Below are 25,135 nucleotides of genomic sequence, written 5' to 3'. Positions count from 1 at the left end.
ACGTATAATAAAATATACTTTGGTGCTAATGTCGACACTAAACTAAACCAATTAAATAAACGCTAAATATAATCTAAATATTGATGTGATTTTTTTACTACGTATTTGAAATTTAAGAACTTTTTATTAAGTAAAAAAGCTTCATTTCATTTGAAACCAATCGAACAAGAGGGTCTTTTCTCCTGTATGTCGCGCCGCCCGCAAGAGCGGCGGACACAGAACATAGTTCTGCCATTTCACAGAGGAGGAAAACTCATGGCAAACACATTTGGCCCGGATCGCCTTAAGGGGGCGCGATCCAAATTTCTCGGCGGCACCGCCACAGCGCTAGCGCTGATGGCAATGGGTGCAAGCACTGCCTATGCGCAGGACGCTGACGCCGACACGGACGACATCAACCTTGAAGAAATCGTGGTAACGGGTTCCCTTATTAAAAACCCAAACCTGACACGCTCAGCACCGGTATCGGTGGTTTCTACAGACGAAATGGACTACCAGCAGGCTGGCGTTGCTGAGGAACTTCTCCGTGAAATTCCTGGCATGGTTCCTTCGATTGGTGCCCAGGTAAACAACGGTAACGGCGGTTTCTCATACGTGAACCTGCGCGGTATCGGCTCCAACCGGAACGTTGTACTTCTTGACGGTCGTCGGATGTCACCATCCGAACTTCAAGGCCGTACTGACCTGAACAACATCCCACTCGCAATCGTTGACCGCGTTGACGTTCTGACTGGTGGCGCAAGCACGACATATGGTGCTGACGCCGTTGGCGGTGTTACCAACTTCATCACCAAAAAGAACTTCACCGGCGTGGAAGCCAATGTTGCATACGGCACCACTGAAAAAGGCGATGGCGACACGAAGCGCTACGAAATTACTGTTGGTGCTGACCTGGATGACGGTCGCGGCAACGCAGTGCTGAGCATCGGTTACCAGAAGTCTGACGCTGTATTCCAGGGCGACCGTGACTTCTCCGAAGACACGCTCTTCTATTGGGATGGTACTGCAGGCGGTTCCGGCCTTGGCCCCTTCAACACCCGCTTCGGTAACGTAAACCCAACAGGCGCAGACAATGCCAACCTGCCACTGGGCGGCGTTCAGGATGACCGCACATTCGCTGCGGCCTTCACTCCATTCAACTACGCACCGTTCAACGTGTTCCAGACGCCATTTGATCGTTACAATATCTATGCGTCCGCAAACTATGAAATCGCTGACGGCGTTGAGGTTTACACTCGGGCAATCTTCTCGAAACAAACTGTAAGCACATTGATTGCACCATCCGGCGCATTTGGTGATTCGGTTGTTGTATCCCTGAACCATCCATATCTGTCCGACGCTCAGCGTAACGCATTCTGTGCGTTCGATACTGACCCGACAGCAGGCGTCTATACGCCACTTTACACTCAGGCAGAGTGTGACGCAGCAGGTGCCGCTGTTGATGCGACTGACCCGAACTACCGCACCGTGAACACTCAGCTTCGCCGTCGTAACGTAGAGGGTGGCCCACGGATCAGCGACTTCAACTCTACTTACTTCGACTACCAGGCTGGTATCCGCGGTGAGCTGGGCGACACTATGAACTGGGATGTTTACGCATCCTATGGCCAAGGTGACCAGACGCAGGTTCAAAAAGGCTACTGGATGAAGTCCCGCTTCCGCCAGGCGCTGCTTGCAGGCCCGAACGGCTGTAACGACTCATCAAACGGTTGTGTACCAGCTGACTACTTCGGCCCAACAGGTTCGATCACTGAAGAAATGAATGCCTTCCTGGCTGGCGGTGAAAGTAACATCACTACCAAGTTCGACATGGGTCAGGTTGTCGGCTCCCTGTCTGGTGAGCTCGACTTCACAACGCCATGGGCTTCCGATGGCCTGAACTTCGCTGTTGGTGGCGAGTGGCGTACTTACTCCGCATCCATCGAATCCGATCTGCTGTCGCAGTCGGGCGACCTTGGTGGTGCAGGCGGTGCCCAGCCAAACACCTACGGCGGTTACAGCGTTTATGAAGCCGTGGCTGAGGTTCTTATGCCAATCGTGCAGGACGCCGATTTTGCCAAGGAACTTACTTTTGAAGCCGGCATTCGTTATTCCAACTATACTGTGGATGACGAGACCAGCCCAAAGTATGACACGACGACCTGGAAACTGGGTCTGAGCTGGACGCCGATTGATGACGTAACCGTCCGCGGTACGTTCTCACGCGCTGTTCGTGCACCAAACATCACTGAGCTGTTTGCTCCGCAGAACACTGGTCTGACCAACCTGCAAAGTGATCCATGTGCAAGCGTGAACGACCAGGGCGTAAACAGCGGCAATGTTCCAACTGGCGCACTGCGCGATGTTTGTATCGCTCAGGGTGCTCCAGCAGGTGCGATTGGCTTCATTCCACAGCCAGCAGCTGGTCAAGCTAACGGTACCTTTGGTGGTAACCTCAACCTGCAGCCAGAGAAATCTGACAGCTGGACGATCGGTATTATTCTGCAGCCTGCAGCCATTCCAGGCCTTACGGTTACTGCGGATTACTACAACATCAAGGTTGACGGCGCGATCAACGCACCAGCACCAAACGACGTGATTGATGCTTGCTTCAACAACCCAAGCACTGACAACCCAGCTTGTTCGCAAATCGGTCGTTCGCCGATTGATGGTGGTCTTTCTGGTGACAGCGCTGTTGTTTCCGGTCTGAACCTCTTCACGTCGAACAACGGTAACATCGCGACAGACGGTATTGACTTCTCCGTATCTTACGGTATGGCGATCACTGACGATATCGACTGGGATTCCCGCGTATCTGGTAACTGGACCAACAGCTCCACGTTCCAGGCTGTAACCGGCGTATCGCTCGACCGTGAGTGTGTAGGCCTCTACAGCGCGAACTGTGCTTCGATCCAGCCTGAGTTCAGCTTCAACTGGCGGAACACGTTGTCGTTCGACAAGTTTGATGTGTCCCTGAACTGGCGCCACATCAGCAGCAACAAGTATGAGTTCTACGACGACCCAACCGACCCAACGTTCACAGGTGTTCCTGAGGGCCTGACGAAAGAATCTACTTTCGGCAAGACACCAGCCTACAACCTGTTCGATATGTCGGTACGCTACCGCGTTCTGGAAAACGTGACCCTCACCGGCACGGTTTCCAACCTGTTCGATAAAGAACCACCACTGACTGGTTCCTTCATCGGCTCAACAGGCTTCAACAGCGGTAACACATATCCGTCCACGTTCGACGCCCTGGGTCGCCGCTTCAGCATCCAGGCACGCATCACCTTCTAAGGTTGATGTGACATAGCAAAAAAGGAAGGCGGGCTTTTGGCCCGCCTTTTTCTTTGGGGATCAATAAAGGGGGTCAAATAAGAGGCGCATGCAAAGCCAGGGGTACACCGGCGTTTTTCGCCACAGCCTCAGCCCAGGCATGAACCTTGTCTATCTCATCGGCATAAAGCCTCTCGCCCTCCCGACGGGCCGCATCGCGGGCGTCGGCATCAAAGGCCTGATCGTTTTTGGAGTGCTGCCTGAACACAGGCCCATCAACAAGCGCTTCAAGCTCGTCATCCGCCATGGATAGGCCAAAGTGTCGAAGCAAAGCCGCCATCATCTCCCCCGGCGCGCCCATCAGCTTTGTGCTGTCGAGTGTCCGGATTCTTGACGGACCAAACTTCTGCACAATCTGGGCAAACATGGCGTGCTGTGCCAGCCACCCGACAGCAGCAGCCTGCAGGTCGGTAAGCTGGAGGTAGTCTTCGCCCTGAAACCCGAGGTCTATCAGCCCCTCGCGCATCTGCTTGACCATTAATTCGCGAACCCATAGGCGTCCAAACATACCCTTGCGAGCGATCGAGCCCAGGAAATCCCGAAGGGGCGCATACAGGAATACGGCGTTTGAATCAGGCTTAACGTACAGCATCAGTCCGGCAAGGCCGTTCACCAAATTGGACGGCTTCACAACAACGGCTTCACCATCAGCGAAGGGGCGCGCCAGAACTGACAGCACGCCCGACATCACGCTCGCCAGCTCCTGTGGCTTTGCCCCGCGCATCCTCCATCCCGACAAATCATTGAGTATCTGCGGTTCCTTCAGCCCCATAGAAACGCCCGGAAGGTCGAAAGCGCGCGCCAGCAATGTGGAACAGCAATAGGCCGAATGAAAAATAAAATGGAGGGGAGCGCTATCGCCTGCTTGGGCTGCCACCCCCAGACCGGTCGCCCTCGGGTTTGCCGCATCCTTCAGATACTCGTCCGTCAGGAACACAGCCTCCCGGTGATCATCGCGGGAGGCGCGAATAAAATGCACATGCCCGCGCGCCGGGTCATACCGGTGCGGCCACCAATTGGGATCTACTACCATGGAATCCGTCAAGTTTCACTGCTCCTGAGTTTCTCCGCAATCTAGCGCAGCAAGCCTAAGCCGTCACCGGGTAAAACCCTTTTTAATCTTAGGTTTAGACCAACTGAGCGCACACGCCCGACATCTGCCAATGCTTGTACAACTCACGCATAACAACTTTTGCGCAAATAATTTGCACCAAAATACAATCTATAAGACATTTTCATTTGCCGCCCAGAACGCAGGCGTGCGGCAGAGGGCGGACACGAATTTCGGCAACATTTTCTGATGGCCGACATCATGCAAGGTCCAGCAACAAGGAAAACTCGATGAACACCACACCAAAGTACCGTCACTACATGCGCTTAAGTGCCTTCACGCTTGGGATTGCATCTCTTGCCCTCTCCAGCGCTGCCGGGGCCAGCTGCAATATGGAGTCTTACACAGGATCGGTTTGCCTGACTGCGGCCAGCTATTGCCCCAGAGGTACTTTGGAAGCCGACGGCCAAATACTGCCAATCAAGGAAAATATGACGCTCTATTCCCTGCTTGGAAATACCTATGGCGGCGATGGTGTCCGCACTTTCCGACTGCCAGACCTGCGCGGCAGGACACCCGTAGGCGTTGGGCAAGCCCCGGGCCTGACAAACATTACTCTTGGCGAACAGCGGGGCGCAGAAAGCGTGTACCAAACCGTTGACCAAATGCCACCGCATACCCATCAGGCTCTCTTTACGCCAAACCCAAGTGAGCCAGTCAAAGTCGAAGTCGCTGCGCAAGACGCCACCGCCCATAAAGTGACAGACAAGAACATGCTTGCCGAGCCAAACACCGGCCTGCAGCCTGGCGACGACGTAAATCTGTTTTCTGGCCCAGGCAATACGACCATCCCACTGGCCGGCGTTTCCGGGGGCACCAACACCGGCGGGACAGTGAGGGTTTCGAGCACAGGAAGCGGGCAATCAATCAATGTCGTGAGCCCACAACTTGGCCTTCGGTACTGTATCGTCACGGGTGGCATATACCCCGTGCGCCCGGACTAAAATCACGATACAGAGAAATGCGTTCTGGCCGGACCCATTCGTCCGGCCAAACAACCATTTGCGTTTCGCGCAAAAAACCGCAAACTATCCATAGGGTTGCGGACACCGCAGCTCGCATAAGGATTTAGGCGGATATGCGGGAAAAGGAACTCAGACTGGCGCTTGTATGTTATGGCGGGGCATCGCTCGCCATCTATATGAACGGCATCTCAAGCGAGGTCCTGAAACTTGTGCGCGCCTCAAAAGCCTATCACGGCGTATCCGACCGGATCGAACGTGCTGCGACCACCTTTGACAAAGCAGCGCCGAAACGCCCTTACCGTACCGACACGGAAAGCCTCTATTTTGAGCTGTTCCAGGCCATCGGGCGCAAACTTGAACTTCGGGTGATTGTGGATGTTGTCTCAGGTGCATCAGCCGGAGGCATCAACGGCATCTTCCTGGCCCGAGCCTTGGCGCACGACCTGGATTTCGATCCCCTACGAACCATGTGGCTCAACCTGGCAGACATTGAAGAACTGATGGAAGAAGACACCATCGCCGACCGCACCAGCAAACTGTGGTTTTACCCCTTCATCTGGCTTTTCGGCGGCAAGGCGTTTGGGGACCATGCGCCTGACCAGGAAACAAAGCGCAAGCTCTTCCGTTTTGTTCGCTCCCGCTGGTTCCAGCCGCCTTTTTCCGGCACCCATATGCTGACATGGATGCTGAACGCCTGCGAAAATATGGGCCAGGTAGATAGTGGCCACACACTGATGCCGCCAGGTCACAAGCTGGACCTGTTCGTCAGCCTGACCAACTTTTTCGGCCAGCCGCGGCGCATCAAGCTTCATGACCCCAAGGAAGTGCTTGAGCACCAGCACGGTGTCACGCTTAATTTCGGCTTCCGCCAGGCCGCCACCGGCGCCATGGTAAGTGACTTTGGCGACGACAACATCCCCGGCCTTGGTTTTGCCGCAAGGGCGACATCCAGCTTCCCGGGCGCCTTCCCCCCGCTCAGGTTCAAGGACCTGGAAGAACGCCTGAAGGCAAGGCGGCAACCATGGCCTGGCCGTGATGCCTTCATGACCAAGAACTTCCCCGCGCTCGTGAGCGATATGGACACCCTTTATGACATGTCCTTCATTGATGGCGGTGTCACCAACAACAAACCATTTGGCGCAGCGATCGGGGCGGTGTATGAGCGCCCGGCTCACCGCGAGGTAGACCGCCGCATCATCTATGTCGACCCCCTGCCGGACGACCCGCAAAGCCTGCTTGAGGGTCAGCGCCACAAGGAATTGCCCGGTTTCTTCCGCACGATCCTGTCTGCTCTTGCTGAAATCCCGCGCCGTGAGCCGATATATGAGGACCTGCGCGCCATCGACAAGCAGAATAAAAACGCCCGCCGGTTCGAGGCCACGCTGCAATCGGCAGAAGCACAGGTCAACCGCCTAGTTGACAAGGTGCTGAACCTGGACCAGGAGCGCAAGGTGGACACCGCCATGCTTGCCAGCTGGCGTGAGCGCGCGCACGAAGAAGCGCACAAGCACACAGGCTTCAGCTATTCAAGCTATATGCAGTCAAAGACCGTTCGCATGTTCGAGCGGCTCGCGCAGCTGATGGTGGAAGGTGCGGCACTTCGCGGCGTGAAGTTATCAGAATCCGACATGTTTGAGGCCCTGCGGCAGTGGGCCGAACGCAAAGGCATGTTGTGCCCCGAAGGCGGCGTCGTGGATATCGTGCCTGAACAAGGTCAGCAGCACCATGTGCGGCGTTTGCGTGAACTGGATGTAGACTACCGCATCCGGCGCTTGCGCTTTGTGATCATGAAGCTGAACCGTTTCATGCAGCAAGACAACCAGAGCCACCTGGTGGAACCGGTCAAGAAAATCAAGCGCCAGATCTATACCATGCTGGAAAGCTACCGTACCCGCTGGGCACCCGAGCATTTTGACGAGGCCATCTTCGAGCGTCTGGTCACACAACCAGTTGATGACATGGCCATCACAGCCTTTCTTGATTCCGTCGCCAAGGCGATGGAACTTGAAGACCTGGACTATGAGCAGGACGAAACTTTCGCGCTGGCGCTTTCCGTACTGCCACAGAATGCGCTTCGCCTGACGCTGTTCCGCGCCTATGTGGGGTATGCCTTCTATGACGTGCTTATGCTGCCCATGAGCCAAGGCGCCGACCTGCTGGAGGTGGATGAAATCCGTGTCGCGCGCATCAGCCCGCTGGACTGTGAAAACATGCAGGAAACCCACGACCAGCAACCGCTTCTGGGCACGCAGCTCTATAACTTTGGCGCCTTCTTCAGCCGCAAGGCGCGCGAAAATGACTATATCTGGGGCCGCCTCCATGCTGCCAGCAGGCTGGTCGACTTTATGCTGGATGCCGCAGGCGACGACCCGTTACCGGCGGACTATGACCTTGAAGGCTTCAAGAAGCGGCTGTTCTTGACGATCCTAGAGACCGAAGAAGCCCACATGGAAGAAAGCAAAGCCCTGATCAAGGGTCTGAAAGCACGCTTCAGTGCCTGACCTTCCTTGCCGAAACCTTGCCCAATGACATCACCCGAAAGCACAACCTGAAAAAGCATATATTTATTTAATGCCCTTTTTGGTTGTTCCGCTTCACCCTACAATCGCTTTGCAGTACCGCATTTGGGGGCGGCACTGCCCCCTGTCTTGAGTTGCATATATGGGCGCGCACGCTGCCCTCCCTCCCCCTGCACGGAGACCAACAATGACACTTAAGATCACCCACCTAGCCGTATGCGCTGTCATCGGCACCGCCGCCAGCCTTTTCACCACTGACAAGGCCCAGGCAGGCTGCAAGCCAGAGTATTCCTACATTGGCGACATCTGCATGACCGGCGCGAGTTATTGTCCTGTCGGCACTGCTCAGGCCAGGGGGCAGCTGATTGAAATTACCGCAAACCCGGAACTTTATGCCGTATATGGCAACAGTTATGGCGGGGACGGCGTGAAGACATTTGCCCTGCCAAATCTTGCCATGCGTTCCCCTGTTGGGGTTGGCGAATTTGTCCCCACACCATATGGAGGGGGGAGCCTACGGAACCCGTGTCGGAGTCAACCTTGGGCGCGTGTACGTCAATCAAAATGAAAATCAACTAGCGTATCATACGCACACAGCTACGGTCTCATCGGACGCGGCGATGACCGCCCCTCATGCCCATATGGCGCCCGAACCTGACATGCAAACCGAGGCAGAGGAAATGAGCTCTCCGGAGGAAACAACCACCGTGACCATCGCACCCACTGGTTCTGGCTCGGATATGGCCATCGTGGGACCACGCCTGACAGTCAATTACTGCGTCATGTTGGAAGGTGACTTTCCGCCCCGCTTTGAAGACGACGCCGAAAAATCTCCTGAATGATCTTCTGAATATGTTTTGGCCCGGTCAAGTGCTGGCCGGGCCAATCTGCCCCTTCACCGTGGCGTCTCGCCCGCTATGGTGCTATGGGTTGGAAAAGCAATCCACGGGGAGGATACCGGTGAAAAAATCAGCACTCACACTTGCACTTCTGGGCGGGCTGACGCTGACGGCCTGCGACGATGGCGCCAAACATGATACAGCGGACATCTCCCTGCCGCCTGCCCGCGAAGGCGTGGTGACAGACCGGTTCGCCCGTATGGCGCTTGGCTGCATTCACCGGGAATACCCGAACAAGATCAGCCATGTGTTGAATTCCGATGCTGACGTAGGTGCGCCGCGGGACCTGACACCCGCCTTCTATGGCTGCTTCGACTGGCACTCCTCAGTCCATGGCCACTGGCTTCTGGTGCGCCTGATCAAACAGGACCCAGAAGGCCCGTTTGCAGAGATTGCAACAGACGCGCTGGCAGAAAGCTTCACGGCTAAGAACATCGAAGCCGAAGTCGCTTATTATATGGCGGAAGGCCGCAAGGGGTTCGAGCGCCCCTACGGCATCGCCTGGTACCTGCAACTGGTGGCGGAACTGCATGAAAGCAGTGACCCGTTGCACCAGAAATGGCGGGAAACCCTGCGCCCGCTTGAAGACGCGATTGTAGCCAAGATGACTGCATGGCTGCCGAAGCTTGCCTATCCCGTGCGCCTTGGCACCCACAACCAAAGTGCTTTCGCCTTTGGCCTGATGCTGGATTACGCCCGCACGGTGGATGACGGTGCATTTGAGGCGCTGCTTACCGAACGCACGCTGGATTTTTATGAGGACGATACAAGCTGCCCCATCGGCTATGAGCCTTCGGGCGAAGATTTCCTCTCCCCCTGCCTGATGGAGGCTGACCTGATGCGCCGGGTGATGAACCAGGCGGACTTCGCCGTTTGGCTGGGGCGCTTCCTGCCGCGCATCCCCAGAAACGGCAAGGGCGATTGGCTTGAGCCCGCGATTGTGAAAGACGCGACGGACGGCAAGCTGGTGCATCTGGACGGCGTGAACCTTTCCCGCGCCTGGGCGCTGGAAGGCATTGCCTCAGCGCTGCCGCAAGGCGACCCCCGCAAGGCGTCGCTTCTTGCCGCCGCCAGCATCCATAAGGACACCGGCATCAAGGCCGTAAGCGACGAGCATTATGCCGGCAGCCACTGGCTCGCCAGCTTCGCAACCTATCTGGAGACGAAACGGGGGATTAATGAAAATCTATGAAGTTATAGAAAAAAAAGCCTGCCGCGAACGTTTCTCCGCCGTAAAAGCCTTTTGGGAAATATAAACTTGGCACAGGAGGCAATCGATGCTCCTCACCTCTCCTAGAATAGAAACAAGCGAGTGCAATGTACAATGCGCCCATTGCATTGAGGACATTCTTAAGATTGCCTTCTTGGAATTCTGTATGCCGACTATGTTTTATACCATTGTGCCCCTTCCACCAATTTGGCCGCTTTGGTTCATCGTCCAGCCAATTTGACCAAGGAGTTAGCATCAACCCAAATCGGGGAATACTCACCTCCTTAGAGGCAAACTTTGGAAGGAGTTCACTAACAACCTCTCGGTAGGTTTCAATGTTAGGATTTGCGGGAAGCTTTTTTCCCAAAGAACTACAAATTTGCTTCATGGCAGCGTCGACTTCGCCACATGCAGACACTAAAAGTCGGGATAATTCGAGTGAATAGGTCTCGTAGTTGTCCTCGTGGAATTCTATATACCGAGCAATCTGGGCAAGGTCATTTTCTAGCATCAAAAAGTAATTCCAATGCTTCGGCACTTCGGATTGAGGAATGCTCATTCTCCGTCTCCCTATCTTCTCCCGAACAGCTTCTCGATATCGCTGAGCTTCAGCTCCACGTATGTCGGGCGGCCATGGTTGCACTGGCCGGAATGCGGCGTGGCTTCCATCTCGCGCAACAATGCATTCATCTCGTCCACGGTCAGCCTGCGGCCCGCGCGCACGCTGCCGTGGCAGGCCATGGTGCCGCACACCTCTTCAAGGCTTTCCTTTAAGCTCAGCGCTTCATCAAGGTCTGTCAGCTCATCGGCCAGATCGCGCACAAGGCCCGGCACGTCCAGCTTGCCGAGCATCGCGGGCACTTCACGCACCACCACGGCCCCTTCACCGAAAGGCTCGATCACCAACCCCAAAGCTTCAAGCTCATCAATGCGCTTGAGAAGGCGCTCCGCCGGGCCGTCTTCAAGTTCCACCACTTCCGGCAGCAGCAGGCTTTGCCGCGCCACGCCGGTAGCTGCGATCTGTTTTTTCATGCGTTCATAAACCAGCCGTTCGTGGGCCGCGTGCTGGTCAACGATCACGATGCCGTCGGCGGTTTGGCTAACGATATAAGTGGCGTGCACTTGCCCCCGCGCGGTCCCCAGAGGGAAATCTTGGGGGAGGTCCTGCGGCGCAGATTGCGGCACATCCGCCGCCCGCGCGCCATAGGTGGCCTGCTCGTCAATCGGGCGGGCGGAAGGTGCTGCCATATCGCCCGTGCGGTCGAACGCCAGCTGGCTTTCCCGCATCTCGCCATATGACCCGGCGGACGGGCTATACATCTGTTCGGCGACTTCGTTAAATCCAGCAGGCAAGGTTGGGCGCTCGTGCGGGCGACCCATCGGCAGGGAGGAAAGCCCCGTGTGTGGGCGCATGGCACCAAGCGCTGCGCCTGCGACGGTCGTCGACGCCCGGTGCCCGGCTGCAGCGAGCGCGTGCCTGAGCGCGGAGACAATAAGGCCCCGCACAAGGCCAGCGTCCTTGAAACGAACCTCTGCCTTGGCGGGGTGCACATTCACGTCCACAAAGCTTGAGGGTACATCGAGGAACAGCGCCAGAATGGGGTGGCGGTCCCGCGCCAGATAGTCCTGGTACGCGCCGCGTACGGCCCCGTTCAACAGCTTGTCTTTGACCGGCCTGCCATTGACGAAAAGATACTGGTGCTGGGCATTGCCGCGCGAATAGGTTGGCAGGCCCGCAAAACCGGTCAGGCGAAGCTCCTCTCGCTCGGCATCAATCTCAAGCGCGTTTTCACGGAATTCCTTGCCAAGGATCGCGCCCAGCCGCTCCAGCCGTACATCACCCGTGAGGCTTGTCACCTGCGGGGCGCGGAAGGTGGTGCGGTCCCCGTCAGACAGGGTGAAGGCCACATCCGGGTGCGCCATCGCCAGCCGCTTGATCACGTCGCCTGCCTGGGCATATTCCGTGCGCGCCGTTTTCATGAACTTCAGCCGCGCGGGCGTGGAATAAAACAGGTCCCGCACTTCGATGCGGGTGCCTGTGGTGAGCGCCGCGGGCTCCACCGCGTGCTTTTGCCCGCCTTCTACGCGCACGGCCCAGGCCTCATTTGTGCCCCTGGCTTTCGATGTAACGGTGAGCCGAGCTACCGCGCCAATGGACGCCAGCGCCTCGCCCCGGAAACCAAGCGAGGCGATATTGACCAGATCGTCATCCTTCAGCTTGGAAGTTGCGTGGCGCTCCACCGCAAGACTCAGCTCTTCAGCATCCATGCCGCGGCCATCATCCACCACCTGGATAAGCGCCTTGCCGCCATCGCGCATCACAACATCAATGCGGGTAGCGCCAGCGTCGACCGAATTCTCCACCAGTTCCTTGACGGCACTCGCGGGCCGTTCGACCACCTCACCTGCCGCAATGCGGTTGATGGTGCGTTCGCTCAGCAGGTGGATGATGCCTGCCTGTTTCGGAAGATCATGTCTGTTCTGGCTTGTCATGGCGCGACCCTATCAGGGTTTTCTGGGCCATGGAAGAGCCGCCAAGCGCAATTTATCGCCAGCAGCAAAAGGGGCTGAAACTTAGTTTGAAATCAGGAAGGGCGCGGCGCGATAAAGCCTGATCTCTTCCTCGTCACAGTGGCAGTGATGGTGCCTGCCCATGCGCTCAACAAGCTTATCGCGCACACGGTCATAAACCTGTGATTCGAAGATGATACGGTCTTCTTCGCTCATTTTTTCGAGGTCGCTATGGTCGAGGTTCTTTTCGGCCATCAGGTCATGGCGGGCCTGGTCATAAAGGCCAAGATGCCGAACACGCAACATCCAGGCAATGGGATCAAACCCCTCGGCTTTCTGGGCAAAATCGGCCTTCACACGCGCCTTTCCCGCGGCATCAAAAGCCTGCAGATACTCACTGAAGGCTTCTCGGGTGCCTTCTTTGGGTTGAGGCGCGCTTGTGTCCGCTGTGCTGTCAGGCGAAGGAGCCAGGCCTGGAAATGATGGAATTATTTTCATGGGGCCTACTCCGGATCCGGAATTGTAACCACCCTGTACATATTCTGCTTTTTCCGCTCCAGCTCGAGCTCTTCATACGCCCTGACCGCCTGCGCCATGTCTTCCTTGCGCATACTGTTGATAACACGAGCTTCAAAAACGGCGCGCTCGGATGCTTTCATTTCATAGAGGTCATCAACGGTCAGGCCTTCTTCTTCCAGAAGGTCCTTCTTGGCGACCATATAGGCGTCAAGTTCTAGGGCACGCATTGCCCACCCAACCACGCCCAACTCGGCAATACCGTTCCTCTGGTGGGCAATAATGCGCGTCTCACCCGTCCCGTCGAACTGCTCCATGAGAGCGCGAAAATCTCGAACTGTATCCATGACCCCCGTCTTGGTTCCGGTTCTTCCAAAAGATTCAGTATGTTGCGTACTGGCGTCTGTTTTTGCGATGTCCATATCACTTGTCCTCGTAACGCAACCGGCGCGATTCTATAAGCAACGGGCGTGCCAAATGCGCATAGCATTTTGGTTGAGGATGGACGAGGCGTTCAGCCAGGAGAGCAGGCACAAAAAAAGCCGCAGCATCAACGCCTGCGGCTTTCCCATACTCTATAGCGCTAGTTTCAGCTGCCAGAAGACACCCGGCGTACAGACACATTGTCGGTCCGGAACTCACGCTCTTCGGCGTCAAGAATATCCGCCAGCAGGAGAGTTTTCTTCACGACAGCCAGGTCCTTCTGGCCAACATTGGAGCGCACGTCCGGCTCGCTTGGGCCAACGCGGGACAAGAGATCACGCTCAGAGTCAGACTTTGGCTCAGACCGCTTGAATTTCTTACCTGGGAACAGCGCTTCGTAAGCCTGGCCGCTGGCATCAATCGTCTGAGCGTTCGGCTCACCCGGACGTGGCGGCGACAGGTCTGCTTCCGGCGGCACCACAAGCGGCGCACGGCTGACAACTTCAAACTCGTCGGGGCTGTTTTTACCGCCACCGCATGCCGCAAGCGTCAGGGCAGCCGCACCGATAAACAAAACAGACTTGAGGTTCATGAACTCTCTCCTTTGTGGTCGGCCGTACTGTCGCCGACCTTTTGGGCATTTTTAGGGCCTTTCTTGTCTGGCCGCAACCCATCAATAAGCAGAAGCACCACACCAATGGTAATTGCCGCGTCCGCCACATTGAAAACATAGAAGCTGTAGCCCAACGCATGCAGGTGCACAAAGTCCACCACGGCACCATGCAGGAAGCGGTCAATGATGTTGCCAATGGCGCCGCCCAGGATCAACGCGAGCCCCCAGGCTTCCACTTTCTTGGCCGTATCAAACAGCCATTTCGCCACCCACAGGCTGATTAGCCCGGTCAGAACAATGATGCCCCATCTCCCAAGGGATTCGCCAAGCGGGATACCCATTGAAATGCCACGGTTCCAGACCATGGAGAAATTCAGGAAAGGCAGCAGCTCAATACTGCCTTTCTCTGGCAAACGGAGGCCTTCGAGAATCCACCATTTCGAGAGCTGGTCGGCCACAAGCAAACCCGCAGCCGCCAAAAGCCCTTTTCTGAAATATGGCCCCGCCATCAGGGTGATTAGCCCGCAGCCTGGGCATCAAGCCCTGCTACAGCATCCGCACAGCGGTTGCACAGCTCACCGTGGGCGGATACTTCTTCGGACACCACCCAGCAGCGCTCGCATTTGTCACCACTTGCAGCCGCCGTTACCACGGCAACCCCTTTGACATCCTCGAGGGTAAAGGCACCCTCTGGGGCATCTGCCTCAATGATGCGGCCTGAGGAAGTGATCATCAGCTCCCCGAGGTCAAGACCCGCCAGTGCGTCCACATAAGCGTGGTCGGCCACATAAACGGCCACATCCGCCTGCAGACTGGAGCCGATACGTTTCTCACGGCGGTCCAGTTCAAGCGCACCAGTGACCACACGGCGCAAGCGGCGGATCATGGTCCATTTCTCTGCCAGTGCGTCGTTTTTCCAGTCGGCTGGTGTTTCAGGCCACATCTGACGGTGCACGCTCTGGGCGTCATCTCCGAACCTGGACAGCCAGACTTCCTCGGCCGTGAAGGCAAGGATCGGCGCGAACCAGGTAGTAAGACGCATGAAGACTTCATCCAGCACCGTGCGCACAGCGCGGCGACGACTGCTGTTCGCTGCATCGCAGTAAAGCGCGTCTTTGCGGATGTCGAAATAGAAGCTTGAGAGCTCAACGATACAGAACTGATAGAGCGCCTGGAAAATCGGGTTGTAATCGAAATGGTTCGCACGATCCCGGATCAGGGCGTCAATCTCCGCCAGGCGATGCAGCACATACCGCTCAAGTTCTGGCATCTGGGCTGCCGGCAGCCGCTCTTCTTCCGTGAAGCCGTCAAGATTGCCCAGCAGATAGCGCATGGTATTGCGGATCTTCCTGTAGGCATCTACCTGCCCCTGGATGATCTGGTCGCCGATGCGCACATCTTCCATATAGTTCACCGACGTCACCCAAAGACGCAGGATATCTGCACCATATTGCTGGATGATTTTCTGTGGCGCCACGGTGTTACCGAGCGACTTGGACATTTTGCGGCCTTCGCCGTCCATGGTGAAGCCGTGGGTCAGAACATTCTTGTAAGGCGCATGGCCACGCGTACCGCAGCTTTCAAGAAGGCTCGACTGGAACCAACCGCGGTGCTGGTCTGACCCTTCCAAATACAGGTCCGCTGGGCTCTGCAACTCCTCACGCTGTTCGCAGACGAACGCGTGCGTCGAACCACTATCGAACCAAACATCCAGGATATCGTGCACCTGCTCAAAATCTTCGGCGTCATATTTGTCGCCCAGGAACTCCTGCGCTGGTACAGCAACCCATGCATCCGCGCCACCTTCCTTGACGGCGGCAATGATGCGGGCATTGACATCTGCGTCCTGTAGCAGCTCGCCGGTCGCCTTGTTCACGAAGACTGTGATCGGCACGCCCCAGGCCCGCTGGCGCGAGATTACCCAATCAGGCCGGTCCGCAACCATGGCCCTGATGCGGTTCTTGGAAATGGCAGGGTACCAGTTGGTATCTTCAATGCCTTGAAGCGCCTTTGCGCGTAGGTCCGTTTTCTCCATGGAGATGAACCATTGCGGCGTATTGCGGAAAATCAGCGGTGCCTTGGAGCGCCAACTGTGTGGGTAGCTGTGCGTCAGATGGCCTTTCGCCATCAGCGCGCTGGCATCAGTAAGCAGCTCACATACCTTTTCGGCAACCTTATAGACATGCTCGCCTGCCACCAGCGGAACATGCTCATAATAGCACCCGCTTTCGTCGACCGTGTAAGGCACTTCAATACCGAACTTCACATGGGCAACCTGATAGTCGTCGTCACCATGGCCAGGGGCTGTGTGCACGAAACCGGTACCAGCCTCGGTGGTTACATGGTCGCCCGGCAGCATCGGCACATCAAAGTCATAACCCCGGTTGCCGTCTTTGTGACCGCGCCATGGGTGCGCGAGGATAGCGCCCTCAAAGGCGCTGCCCTTCAGGTGGCTGATCACAAGATAGTTCTCAATGCCCGCACGCTTGACGAAATCCAGAAGCAGAGCTTCGGCAACGACAACACGGTCACCTTCCGCCATCAGGGCGCCCTCGCCCACTTCTGTGGCTTCGACCACCACATAGTCGATATCGGGACCATAGCAGACAGCACGGTTTGCCGGGATGGTCCAAGGGGTGGTGGTCCAGATAACAACCCGCGCACCCTCAAGATCCTCGTGTGTCGCTTTAAGGAATGGAAAAGCCACATCGATCTGCACGCTTGTATGGTCGTGGTATTCGACCTCAGCTTCCGCTAGTGCTGTTTTCTCAACTGGCGACCACATCACCGGTTTGGAACCGCGGTAGAGCGCGCCAGAGGTTGAAAACTTCAGAAGTTCTTCAACGATCTGCGCTTCTGCGTCAAAGTCCATCGTCAGGTAGGGCTTTTCCCAGTTGCCGAAGATGCCAAGACGCTTGAACTCTTCGCGCTGCACATCGATCCACTCGTCGGCGAAGGCGCGGCATTCCTTGCGGAACTCAACAGGGTCCACATCGTCCTTGTTTTTCTTTTTCTTGCGGTATTTTTCCTCGATCTTCCATTCGATCGGCAGTCCGTGGCAATCCCAGCCGGGCACATACGGGGCATCCTTGCCCTGCATCTGCTGCGACTTGACGATCACGTCCTTGAGGATCTTGTTCATCGCGTGGCCGATATGGATGTTGCCATTGGCATACGGAGGGCCATCATGCAGCACGAACTTGTCGCGGCCCTTCGCGTCCTCGCGCAGGGTCTTGTAGATGGCATCTTTTTCCCAGCGCTTCAGAAACTCTGGCTCGCGCTGCGGCAGGCCCGCGCGCATGGGGAAATCTGTTTTCGGCAGGAAGACGGTATCGCGATAATCGCGCTTTTCACTATTGTCGGCAGACATGACTGTTTGTCTCGCTCTTGATAAATGGGGCCGCCTTGAAATTGCGTCGCACCCAATTGAATTCTGGAAAATGTGTAAACTTAAAACCCCGGTCGCTAGTCTATTAGCGCCGGGCCAGTAATTCGAATAATGATGCCAGCGCGAGGCCAGCCATATTTACTGTGGGTTTGCATGGCCGCACTTTTATCAATCTTGACCGGAAGTGTCGAGCGGAAAGGCGGTCTTTTAAAGCCCCTTGAAGACCTTTTTCTGGTTGGCAACCGGGAAAACACCTTGCTGCTTCTTCCGGCGCTCGGGCCCGGAATAGCTTCCCCCACCCACACGGCGATCAGGGCCATAATAGCCTGTCACACGAATGAAGGGCTTTGGGTGCGACAGGATATCTTCCAGATTCTTCACCAGGCTTGCCGTGGTGAAAGGCATCACCACCATTTTGTTGACACCTGCATCACGCGCCTGATGGACGCTTTCACGGTCCGGGTCCTTAAGCGCATATATGATGGGCGCAACAGAGATTGGCGCATTCATCATGCGGATAAAACGGCAGAAATCGATGCCGCCTATGTCAGGGAAAGTGTCTTCAATTAGCAGAAGGTTGAACTGTTCCGCTTTCATCTTTTCCATGGCATCGCGATTGTTTTCAGCAACCTGATAGCTTATGGCCCCTTGTTCCTTGAACACAGCCCGCGCACCAATGGCAGCCTGGCCATTGGCCATAGCGATCAGCACTCGAAGATCGGATTTCTCGCCCAGCCTCACGCGCGGCCCTCCCAGACAGACTTATATGTTTGACGTCTTTCGTCATATAAGACGCAGGCAGCTAACTCAAGCGCGGCTTATAATTTTCATTAATGGACTTGCCGGGATCAGCTCTTCACGCCACGGAGAATCTTCATTTGGGTGGCCCGGTCGATTGAAGTCGGCGTTTTCGAGCGACGGTCAACACCACCTGGGGGTGGCACACTCCGGGTCCGGCGATCCGGCCCATTATAGCTGGTGTCCTGGATAATGGGACGCGGATCATTTGCCGCATCCTCCATTGCCTTGATCAGGCTAGCGCCGGAGAATGGCATCACTGCAATCTTGGTGGCTCCGGCATCCCGAGCCGCAATCACCTTTTTCTGGTTCGGCTCATGAATGCCGAAAATAACCGGCGCCACAGCCATCGGGCTGTTGGTCAGGCGGAGGAACCGGCAGAAATCTATGCCCCCCAGGTCAGGGAAATGCTCGTCGATCACCAGCATATTATAGCTATGATCCAGCATCATCTCCACCGCGTCGCGGTTATTGGCGGGCGTAAAGACGCCCACCCGCCGCCTGAGCAGGATATCTTTCAGGCTTGCAGCCGCTTGAGCGTTCCCAAGCGCCATTAAGACATGAAGATTGGCCAGACTGTCTATTGGACCGCTAATCGCGTCACCTCCAAAGTGGTTTCACGACCAGCCTAAGGTGCCATGATTAAAGGTGCGTTAATCACGTTGAACAGCACCACCAAATAGCGCGGGCACCCCGGCGCTAGATGGCATCAATAATGGCCTGTACCACTTCGACCTCTTCTTCAACAAGCAGCAGCTTCTTACCAAGAGGCACCGTGATCTTGGTTTTGCGGTCTAGGTTGTCTGTCACCCAGATTGCAGCATCAACACTACCCACTTCCGTGCCGGTAAAGTTGACGAGCTTGTAATATTTGGCGGGCAGGTTCTGGATCAGTTTCTCCAGAATCTGCTTCTGGCCCGAGGACTCCTGCTGGCGCGTACGGGTATGGGTTGTTTTTTGCGAAAAAGGGCTTCCGATTTCGACATCCAGCGCGGACACGGACGGAATGCTCCAGGTGCGTTCCTTGCCCTGCTGGTCCACCAGAAGATTCCTGTTTGTGTTGGAGGACTGGAAATCCATTTCGTAAGTCCCAAAAGGGCCCTCCCCGTCTCGATCCACAAGCTCGAAGTCCAAGGCAAAGATCACTTCGCTCGTTGACCCGGCATCGATGTAGTTGCCCGTAGGGGTCAAGCTGGTGACCATGCCGAAGCTGTCCAGATATTTGCTGGAATCACCTGAGAAGCTTGTCGCGCCGATATTGATAATGTTGCGCCAGATATCGAGCCCATCGCGAAGCTTGAGAGATAGCGGCGTTTTAAAGATACCAACCTGATAGTCGCTGCCTGTATTGATCCCCACCAGTTCACCCTCAATATCCTCAACTGTTGGGTCAACCAGCTGCTGAATGGGCCTCATACGGCCGCAATCATCGGGCAGATACAGTCGCAGTAACTGGCCGTCATTGTTCGTGCCCTTGAAATAGAAACCCACAATCCGAGTACCGTATTTCTTGTGGCTGGCACCACGGCGGGCCACCGAATAGAAAGTGCCAATCTCAATGATTGTATTGAAGTCGGCAAAAGTCAGCTGGCTTCGCTGCAAGCTCGACGAAGTCAGTCCAATCGACCTGCGACGGCCACCATCGGCCAATCCTTCAACGCCCTGCAAAGGCGCAAGTCCTGACACATCTGTCGAGGCGCGGAAAAAATAATTCAACTGCGTGAATATCAGTTGCTCCGGCTCCCCCCTGTTCAGGAGCTCGGCCCCTTTCAGGTCACCGAAAACATCAATCACCTGGACGTTCGCGACATCGCCCACCGCCTTGATCCGGTTGCTGATCGCCGTATTGACCGCGTTGACAACATTGGTCCGACTTTGGGCAGCTGTTGGTGGGTTGCCCTCTGTCCCTGGGCCGTAGGCTGGTACCGCATCTTCGCCATTGAAGGTGATAATCATTTCCGCTCTCCCTGATCCTGGTCAAGCCGCCAAGAGGGCGGCGCTTTTGAATAGAAACGGAAACAGGAGGCCTCTGTGAACCACAGGCACAAAGAAGCCCGGCCCCTTCCGGCACCAGGCTTCCACTTTTGCATTTGCGGTTTGAACTAGCTTTCTTGCTTTGCCAGCTTGCGGCGGCGCCTGAGAAGGTTGAGGCATTCAACACCCAGGGAATAGGCCATCGCGAAGTAAATGTAACCTTTGGGCACATGGAAGCCGAGCCCTTCCGCCACAAGGAACACACCAATGAGCATGATAAAGCTAAGCGCCAGAATCTTGAGCGTAGGGAAACGCTCGATGAAGCTGGCGATATAGCCGCTTGAGAACATCATCACCAGCATGGCGATGGTCATGGCAGCAATGATGACTGGGATGACTTTTGTCATGCCCACAGCAGTCATTACGGAATCGAAACTAAAAATTATATCGATGAACACCACCTGCGCAATCACTGCAGCCATACCGCCTGTAGCGGCTTTGATCTCTGCCTTATAGTCCCCCGTTACTTCGTCGTGAATACTGTTGGTGCCTTTATAGAGCAGGAATCCACCCCCAAGGAGCATCAGGATATCCTTACCGGAAAACTCCTGGCCAAAGAGCGTCAGCCAGGGTGTCTGCAGGCTGATAATCCAGGCAACACCCAGGAGAAGCAGAATTCGCATCAGGAGCGCCAGTGTCAGGCCAATCATGCGGGCCCGTTTCCTCTGACCTTCCGGCAAATGCCCTACCAGCAACGCAATGAAGACCACATTGTCGATGCCCAGAATGATTTCGAGCGATGTCAGTGTCAGAAAGCTGACCCAAATGTGATAATCAAGTAGAAGTTCCATTGCGTCCCCCGTATGAATTTGTGCGCTTCAAAACCCCTAACGGGCACGGATATGTGGCTCTGGAAAGAGGTTGAGATAGCGATCAAGTGTTGGCGCCTCAAGGCGGTCACGGGCATTTTCGGGCTCTGCCAGGACAATCCTCGCCACACGGCTGTCCCGGTGTATCTGATTCTTGAGCGCCTCAATCCCCTCGAACTTCTGTTCCGGACGCAGGAAAGCGACCAGTTCGACACGCAAATGCTTGCCGTACAAGGTTTCATCGAAGTCAAACATATGCACTTCAAGAAGGACATCACGTTTATCGAAAGTCGGCCGTTTTCCGACATTGGCAACACCGTGGATTACCCGATCATCGCCTTCGATATGCACCCGCACGGCGTAGACGCCCAATTTCGGCTGAAGGCTCTCCCCCAACTCTACATTGGCTGTCGGAAATCCAATGGTACGGCCACGTTGATCGCCCTTCGTTACCCGGCCATTGATCGACCACCAGTGCCCAAGAAGCGCGGCGGCTTTGCGTGCCTCACCGGCCTGCAGCGCCTGCCGAACCAGGGTAGAGCTATAGACTTCTCCGGCATAGCCTTCGAGCCCAACTGTGACAGGCTTGATGACACTGAGGCCAAAGCCTTCCATTTCTCCCATCCAGGCCAGCACATCCGTGCCGCCTCCGCGCCCCTTGCCGAAACGGTAGTCATAGCCCACGAACACATGTTTGGTATCAAGGCCCTTCAGGAGAATTTCAGTAACAAAATCCTGGGCAGGCATGCCGGCCAGAGACTTGTCAAAAGGCAGAACCAGAAGTTGGTCAACGCCAAACTGTTCTAAAAGCTGTGCCCGCTCACGAAATGGGGTCAGGCGAAACGGCGGCGCCTTGGGAGCAAAAAAGCTGACCGGGTGAGGTTCTGTCACCACCACCGTAAGGCCCAGCTTCATCTCACGTGCCAGACGCCCTGCTTCACCGATGACCACCTGGTGCCCCCGGTGGAAGCCGTCGAAATTGCCGAGCGCAACAACATTGCCGCGATGCTCGGCGCCAACCTCATTGATGTGCCTCAGAAGGCGCATGGTGTGAACCATCCTCGTTGCTACCCGACCGCTGTGTTTTCTGGGGCCCGGTTGTTCAGTTGCCGCAATTTAAGCGGCTGGTCGGCTCGGGACATACACCAATGCGTCACCCGTCACCACTGTTTTGTCCCCTACCATACAATTGGTTTTGGAAGACACCCGGTTCTTTTCCAAAGACGTTACTTCCACCGTTGCGACGACAGTGCCCCAATTTTTACAGGTGCAAAGGATTAACGTCACCGGAAACTTCCGAAAACGCCTCAAACATTTCAGCCGTAACGGCTGTTGTGATCGACTCGCTCTGGCCAATGGCTATATCTTCAAAAAAAAGCTGCTGTACCATTTATGCCTCCTTCAGGCATACTGAAGCAGGAATATCGACCTAAATGGCGGAATTCTTTGCATTTTGTCCACCTTTTCTTGGGTATGATAGCTTTGGCGCGCAATAATATGGTTTCAAATGAACGAGTTAGTGTTTGAAACTTACGCAGCGATGGGTTAACCAATTCTTCATGCTATCGGGGCTAGTGTCCTGTTTAGGAATTTAGCGGTGTCACGTTGGCACTGAGGGTGCGTAATCAATAATATTGAGGAATTATCATGGCCGTTGATATGGGTATGCCGATCCTTATCGTCGACGACTACAAGACAATGCTGCGGATTGTCCGCAACCTTTTGAAGCAGCTTGGCTTCAACAATGTGGACGAAGCAACCGACGGTGCTATGGCGCTTGAAAAAGCACGGGCCAAACAATATGGCCTGATCATCTCCGACTGGAACATGGAGCCGATGACCGGTTACGAGTTCCTGAAAGAGGTTCGCGCCGACAACGTAATCAAAAACACACCATTCATTATGGTTACGGCAGAATCCAAGACGGATAACGTGATTGCGGCGAAAAAGGCCGGCGTTAACAACTATATTGTTAAGCCGTTCAACGCTGCGACGCTGAAAACCAAATTGGTAGCGGTGCTCGGAGACTTCTGATGACCAATCCGGCGCTTCCGAAGCAGATCCAACTGCTAGTCGACAGCTTACGGAAGCAAGATACGACGCAACTGTCTTTGACCGATGTCGCATCGGTAACCGAAGTGCTGATCGGAACAATGTCGGTTTTCTTCAAATCAATCGATACGTCTATTTACCGGGAATGCCGATCGCTGAGCGATTATATCTCCAACGCGCGGAAAGAGATTGCATCCTTGCAGCCGGGCGATCTGGAAAGCGCCAGGATTCCACGCGCTGGCCTGGAACTGGATGCGATTGTTCAGCAGACCGAGGAAGCCACCAATACCATCATGGAGGCTGCCGAGGAAATCATGGCGCTGGACCCTGACGACAAAGACAATTATGTCGCCACCAGCCAGGACGCCGTGATGCGTATTTTTGAAGCCTGTTCCTTCCAGGACATCACAGGCCAACGCATTTCCAAGGTCGTTGAGACGCTCGCACACATTGAAACCCGCGTCATGGAACTGCGTGACCTTCTTGGTGTTACCGAACAGGACATCGAGGAAGCCAAGGAAGCCGCAGGCCCTATTCCGGAAGACAGATCGCTGCTGTCCGGCCCTGCACTCGAAGGCGAAGGCATCAACCAGTCAGAGGTTGACGCCCTCATGGGCACCCAGGCCAAGGCTGCGGAAACGGCTGCAGCACCAGCCCCTGAGCCTGCTCCAGAGCCTGCCCCGAAACCTGAGCCAAAACCGGAACCTAAAGTAGAAGCTCCGAAGGCCGTTTCGCCCAAACAACTCGACAATATGTTCGAGGAGGATTTCGATCCGGTAGCCGAGCACGAGGCAAAGGAAGCCGAGAAGAAAGCGGAAGAGGCGAAAAAAGCCGAGGAAGAAAAGAAAAAGGCTGAAAAGAAAGCCGAGCCGGCCAAAGAAGCCAAAGAGGAAGAGATCGATCTTCCCGAAGGTGAAGAGGTCAGCCAGGACGATATCGACGCCCTGTTCGGCTAGGCCAGCTTGACAGTTCAAAAGGAACCGGGTCTGGAGCTTGCTTCGGCCCGGTTCTTTCTTTGGGCTCCTACCACTTCAGGCTATGCATGACAGCATGCGGTACAGCCTTTTCCTTACCAAATATCTTTCGGAAGGCATGCACAGGCACACGCCCTTTGTTCGAGGCCTGGTCGAGAAGCGGGGCATCATTGCGGTGAATCCCCCCTGTGATAAAGATCCCCCGATAACCTGCGGCACCTGCTCCCGCTATATCTGTCTGCAGGCTGTCCCCGATCATCATGACCCTTTCGCCGGTGGTGTCCGCGTCCAGGCCGACTTCCTTGACACAAGACCTCAGAGCTTTCGGGGTGGGCTTTCCAAACCAATGCACATCCCCGCCCATTGAGGCATAGAGGTCCGCCACAGCGCCGGCACAGGGGTAAAGGCGATCACCCACATGCACGATCCTGTCAGGGTTCGCGCACAAAAAGGGAACACCCCGCTCTGCGGCGGTTCGCAACCAGGGGCCATGGGCATCAATATCGCGGAAGTCCAGATCAGTCGCCAGGATGATCTCGGCATCATCCGGGTGCCCCACCTCTTGAACTGGCAGGCCTTCAACAGTGTTGCGATCACCTTCCGGCCCAAGATGATAGAGCTTCGCACCCGAATACAGCTCGCGCACCTCATCGCGTGCCAAGCCGCCCGAGGTCACGACGAAATCCGTCAGCGAAGAAGGCAGACCCATTTCAAGCAAATGATCCCTTACATAGCCGCGCGGACGCGGAGCGTTGGAAAGGAAAACGGTCTTCGCCCTTGCAGCGCGTGCCTTCTGGATCGCGTCAACCGCACCAGAATGCAGCTTCAGGCCATCATGCATCACGCCCCAAAGATCACAGATCACAAGGTCTGTTTCGTCCATCAATTCACTTAGTCCAGCGGCTATATGCACGCTGGTACCGGATGAGTTCGGCATGAAACTGCCTCCAGATTTTGGAGCTAGGGCTTAGGCGGACACCCGAATGACCTACTCGTTA

The 25,135-nt window shown here is 55.7% G+C and carries 23 protein-coding genes; 8 read left to right on the top strand and 15 right to left on the bottom strand.

The features are described 5' to 3' along the window. The first annotated feature begins 255 nt into the window (after positions 1-255). Complete coding sequence (locus KORM41_RS09175) at positions 256-3,276, top strand: TonB-dependent receptor (protein ID WP_082719654.1); 3,021 nt, start codon at positions 256-258, stop codon at positions 3,274-3,276. Positions 3,277-3,349: 73 nt separating this feature from the next. Here KORM41_RS09175 and KORM41_RS09170 read toward each other — a convergent pair whose 3' ends face one another. Continuing rightward, positions 3,350-4,348 carry a hypothetical protein gene (locus KORM41_RS09170; protein ID WP_068143664.1) on the bottom strand — a complete coding sequence of 333 codons (999 nt, stop codon included), beginning with the start codon at positions 4,346-4,348 and terminating at the stop codon, positions 3,350-3,352. A 308-nt stretch (positions 4,349-4,656) separates the two neighbouring features. On the opposite strand from KORM41_RS09170, the gene KORM41_RS09165 reads away from it, so the two are divergent. The 5 genes from KORM41_RS09165 to KORM41_RS09145 all read left to right on the top strand — a co-directional run bounded on the left by KORM41_RS09165 (position 4,657) and on the right by KORM41_RS09145 (position 10,001). After that, positions 4,657-5,370, top strand: coding sequence for a phage tail protein (locus KORM41_RS09165; RefSeq protein ID WP_068143662.1), 714 nt, complete (start codon positions 4,657-4,659; stop codon positions 5,368-5,370). A 134-nt stretch (positions 5,371-5,504) separates the two neighbouring features. Then, positions 5,505-7,892 (top strand): patatin-like protein, encoded by a 2,388-nt coding sequence (locus KORM41_RS09160; protein ID WP_068143661.1) that lies wholly within the window; start codon positions 5,505-5,507, stop codon positions 7,890-7,892. 205 nt (positions 7,893-8,097) lie between these two features. Continuing rightward, on the top strand, positions 8,098-8,478 hold the full coding sequence (locus KORM41_RS09155; RefSeq protein WP_068143659.1) for a phage tail protein: 381 nt from the start codon (positions 8,098-8,100) through the stop codon (positions 8,476-8,478). 52 nt (positions 8,479-8,530) lie between these two features. Continuing rightward, entirely contained in the window at positions 8,531-8,752 is a 222-nt protein-coding gene (locus KORM41_RS09150) for a hypothetical protein (protein WP_068143656.1), read from the top strand. Between the two features lie 112 nt (positions 8,753-8,864). Next, entirely contained in the window at positions 8,865-10,001 is a 1,137-nt protein-coding gene (locus tag KORM41_RS09145) for a DUF2891 domain-containing protein (RefSeq protein ID WP_068144072.1), read from the top strand. Here KORM41_RS09145 and KORM41_RS09140 read toward each other — a convergent pair. The 13 genes from KORM41_RS09140 to KORM41_RS22365 form a co-directional block, all read right to left on the bottom strand. Beyond that, positions 9,985-10,578, bottom strand: coding sequence for a hypothetical protein (locus tag KORM41_RS09140; RefSeq protein ID WP_068143654.1), 594 nt, complete (start codon positions 10,576-10,578; stop codon positions 9,985-9,987). The two genes, KORM41_RS09145 and KORM41_RS09140, sit on opposite strands and share 17 nt — an antisense overlap. A gap of 11 nt (positions 10,579-10,589) precedes the next feature. Next, a complete protein-coding gene (gene mutL / locus KORM41_RS09135) occupies positions 10,590-12,512 on the bottom strand; it encodes a DNA mismatch repair endonuclease MutL (protein ID WP_068143652.1) in 1,923 nt (640 codons plus the stop codon). 81 nt (positions 12,513-12,593) lie between these two features. Continuing rightward, the gene (locus KORM41_RS09130) at positions 12,594-13,028 is read right to left on the bottom strand and encodes a hypothetical protein (protein WP_068143650.1); all 435 of its coding nucleotides are present in this window, start codon (positions 13,026-13,028) and stop codon (positions 12,594-12,596) included. 5 nt (positions 13,029-13,033) lie between these two features. After that, positions 13,034-13,393, bottom strand: a complete 360-nt coding sequence (locus KORM41_RS09125; protein WP_156431850.1) for a hypothetical protein — start codon at positions 13,391-13,393, stop codon at positions 13,034-13,036. Positions 13,394-13,635: 242 nt separating this feature from the next. Further along, positions 13,636-14,061, bottom strand: coding sequence for a DUF3035 domain-containing protein (locus tag KORM41_RS09120; RefSeq protein ID WP_068143646.1), 426 nt, complete (start codon positions 14,059-14,061; stop codon positions 13,636-13,638). Then, on the bottom strand, positions 14,058-14,591 hold the full coding sequence (lspA, locus tag KORM41_RS09115; protein WP_068143644.1) for a signal peptidase II: 534 nt from the start codon (positions 14,589-14,591) through the stop codon (positions 14,058-14,060). Before lspA ends, KORM41_RS09120 begins: the two co-directional genes overlap by 4 nt. A gap of 8 nt (positions 14,592-14,599) precedes the next feature. Then, positions 14,600-17,452, bottom strand: a complete 2,853-nt coding sequence (gene ileS / locus KORM41_RS09110) for an isoleucine--tRNA ligase (RefSeq protein WP_068143642.1) — start codon at positions 17,450-17,452, stop codon at positions 14,600-14,602. 225 nt (positions 17,453-17,677) lie between these two features. Beyond that, the gene (locus KORM41_RS09105) at positions 17,678-18,211 is read right to left on the bottom strand and encodes a response regulator (protein WP_068143639.1); all 534 of its coding nucleotides are present in this window, start codon (positions 18,209-18,211) and stop codon (positions 17,678-17,680) included. 107 nt (positions 18,212-18,318) lie between these two features. After that, positions 18,319-18,822, bottom strand: coding sequence for a response regulator (locus tag KORM41_RS09100; RefSeq protein WP_068143637.1), 504 nt, complete (start codon positions 18,820-18,822; stop codon positions 18,319-18,321). Between the two features lie 145 nt (positions 18,823-18,967). After that, the gene (locus tag KORM41_RS09095) at positions 18,968-20,224 is read right to left on the bottom strand and encodes a hypothetical protein (protein WP_068143635.1); all 1,257 of its coding nucleotides are present in this window, start codon (positions 20,222-20,224) and stop codon (positions 18,968-18,970) included. Positions 20,225-20,370: 146 nt separating this feature from the next. Next, complete coding sequence (locus tag KORM41_RS09090) at positions 20,371-21,093, bottom strand: TerC family protein (RefSeq protein ID WP_068143633.1); 723 nt, start codon at positions 21,091-21,093, stop codon at positions 20,371-20,373. A gap of 36 nt (positions 21,094-21,129) precedes the next feature. Continuing rightward, on the bottom strand, positions 21,130-22,170 hold the full coding sequence (locus KORM41_RS09085) for a bifunctional riboflavin kinase/FAD synthetase (protein WP_231727057.1): 1,041 nt from the start codon (positions 22,168-22,170) through the stop codon (positions 21,130-21,132). Between the two features lie 202 nt (positions 22,171-22,372). Beyond that, positions 22,373-22,501 carry a hypothetical protein gene (locus tag KORM41_RS22365; RefSeq protein ID WP_269448945.1) on the bottom strand — a complete coding sequence of 43 codons (129 nt, stop codon included), beginning with the start codon at positions 22,499-22,501 and terminating at the stop codon, positions 22,373-22,375. A 257-nt stretch (positions 22,502-22,758) separates the two neighbouring features. On the opposite strand from KORM41_RS22365, the gene KORM41_RS09080 reads away from it, so the two are divergent. Both KORM41_RS09080 and KORM41_RS09075 read left to right on the top strand, forming a co-directional pair. After that, complete coding sequence (locus KORM41_RS09080; RefSeq protein ID WP_068143631.1) at positions 22,759-23,145, top strand: response regulator; 387 nt, start codon at positions 22,759-22,761, stop codon at positions 23,143-23,145. Beyond that, the gene (locus tag KORM41_RS09075; RefSeq protein ID WP_068143629.1) at positions 23,145-24,119 is read left to right on the top strand and encodes a protein phosphatase CheZ; all 975 of its coding nucleotides are present in this window, start codon (positions 23,145-23,147) and stop codon (positions 24,117-24,119) included. The genes KORM41_RS09080 and KORM41_RS09075 overlap by 1 nt, the downstream gene beginning before the upstream one ends. A gap of 67 nt (positions 24,120-24,186) precedes the next feature. Here KORM41_RS09075 and KORM41_RS09070 read toward each other — a convergent pair whose 3' ends face one another. Then, positions 24,187-25,074, bottom strand: coding sequence for a TIGR01459 family HAD-type hydrolase (locus KORM41_RS09070; protein WP_068143627.1), 888 nt, complete (start codon positions 25,072-25,074; stop codon positions 24,187-24,189). Positions 25,075-25,135 lie beyond the last annotated feature (61 nt).

The sequence above is a fragment of the Kordiimonas lipolytica genome (assembly GCF_001550065.1).
The sequence above is the reverse complement of the archived record's forward strand: the minus strand, read 5'-3'. Positions and strand labels throughout refer to the sequence as shown.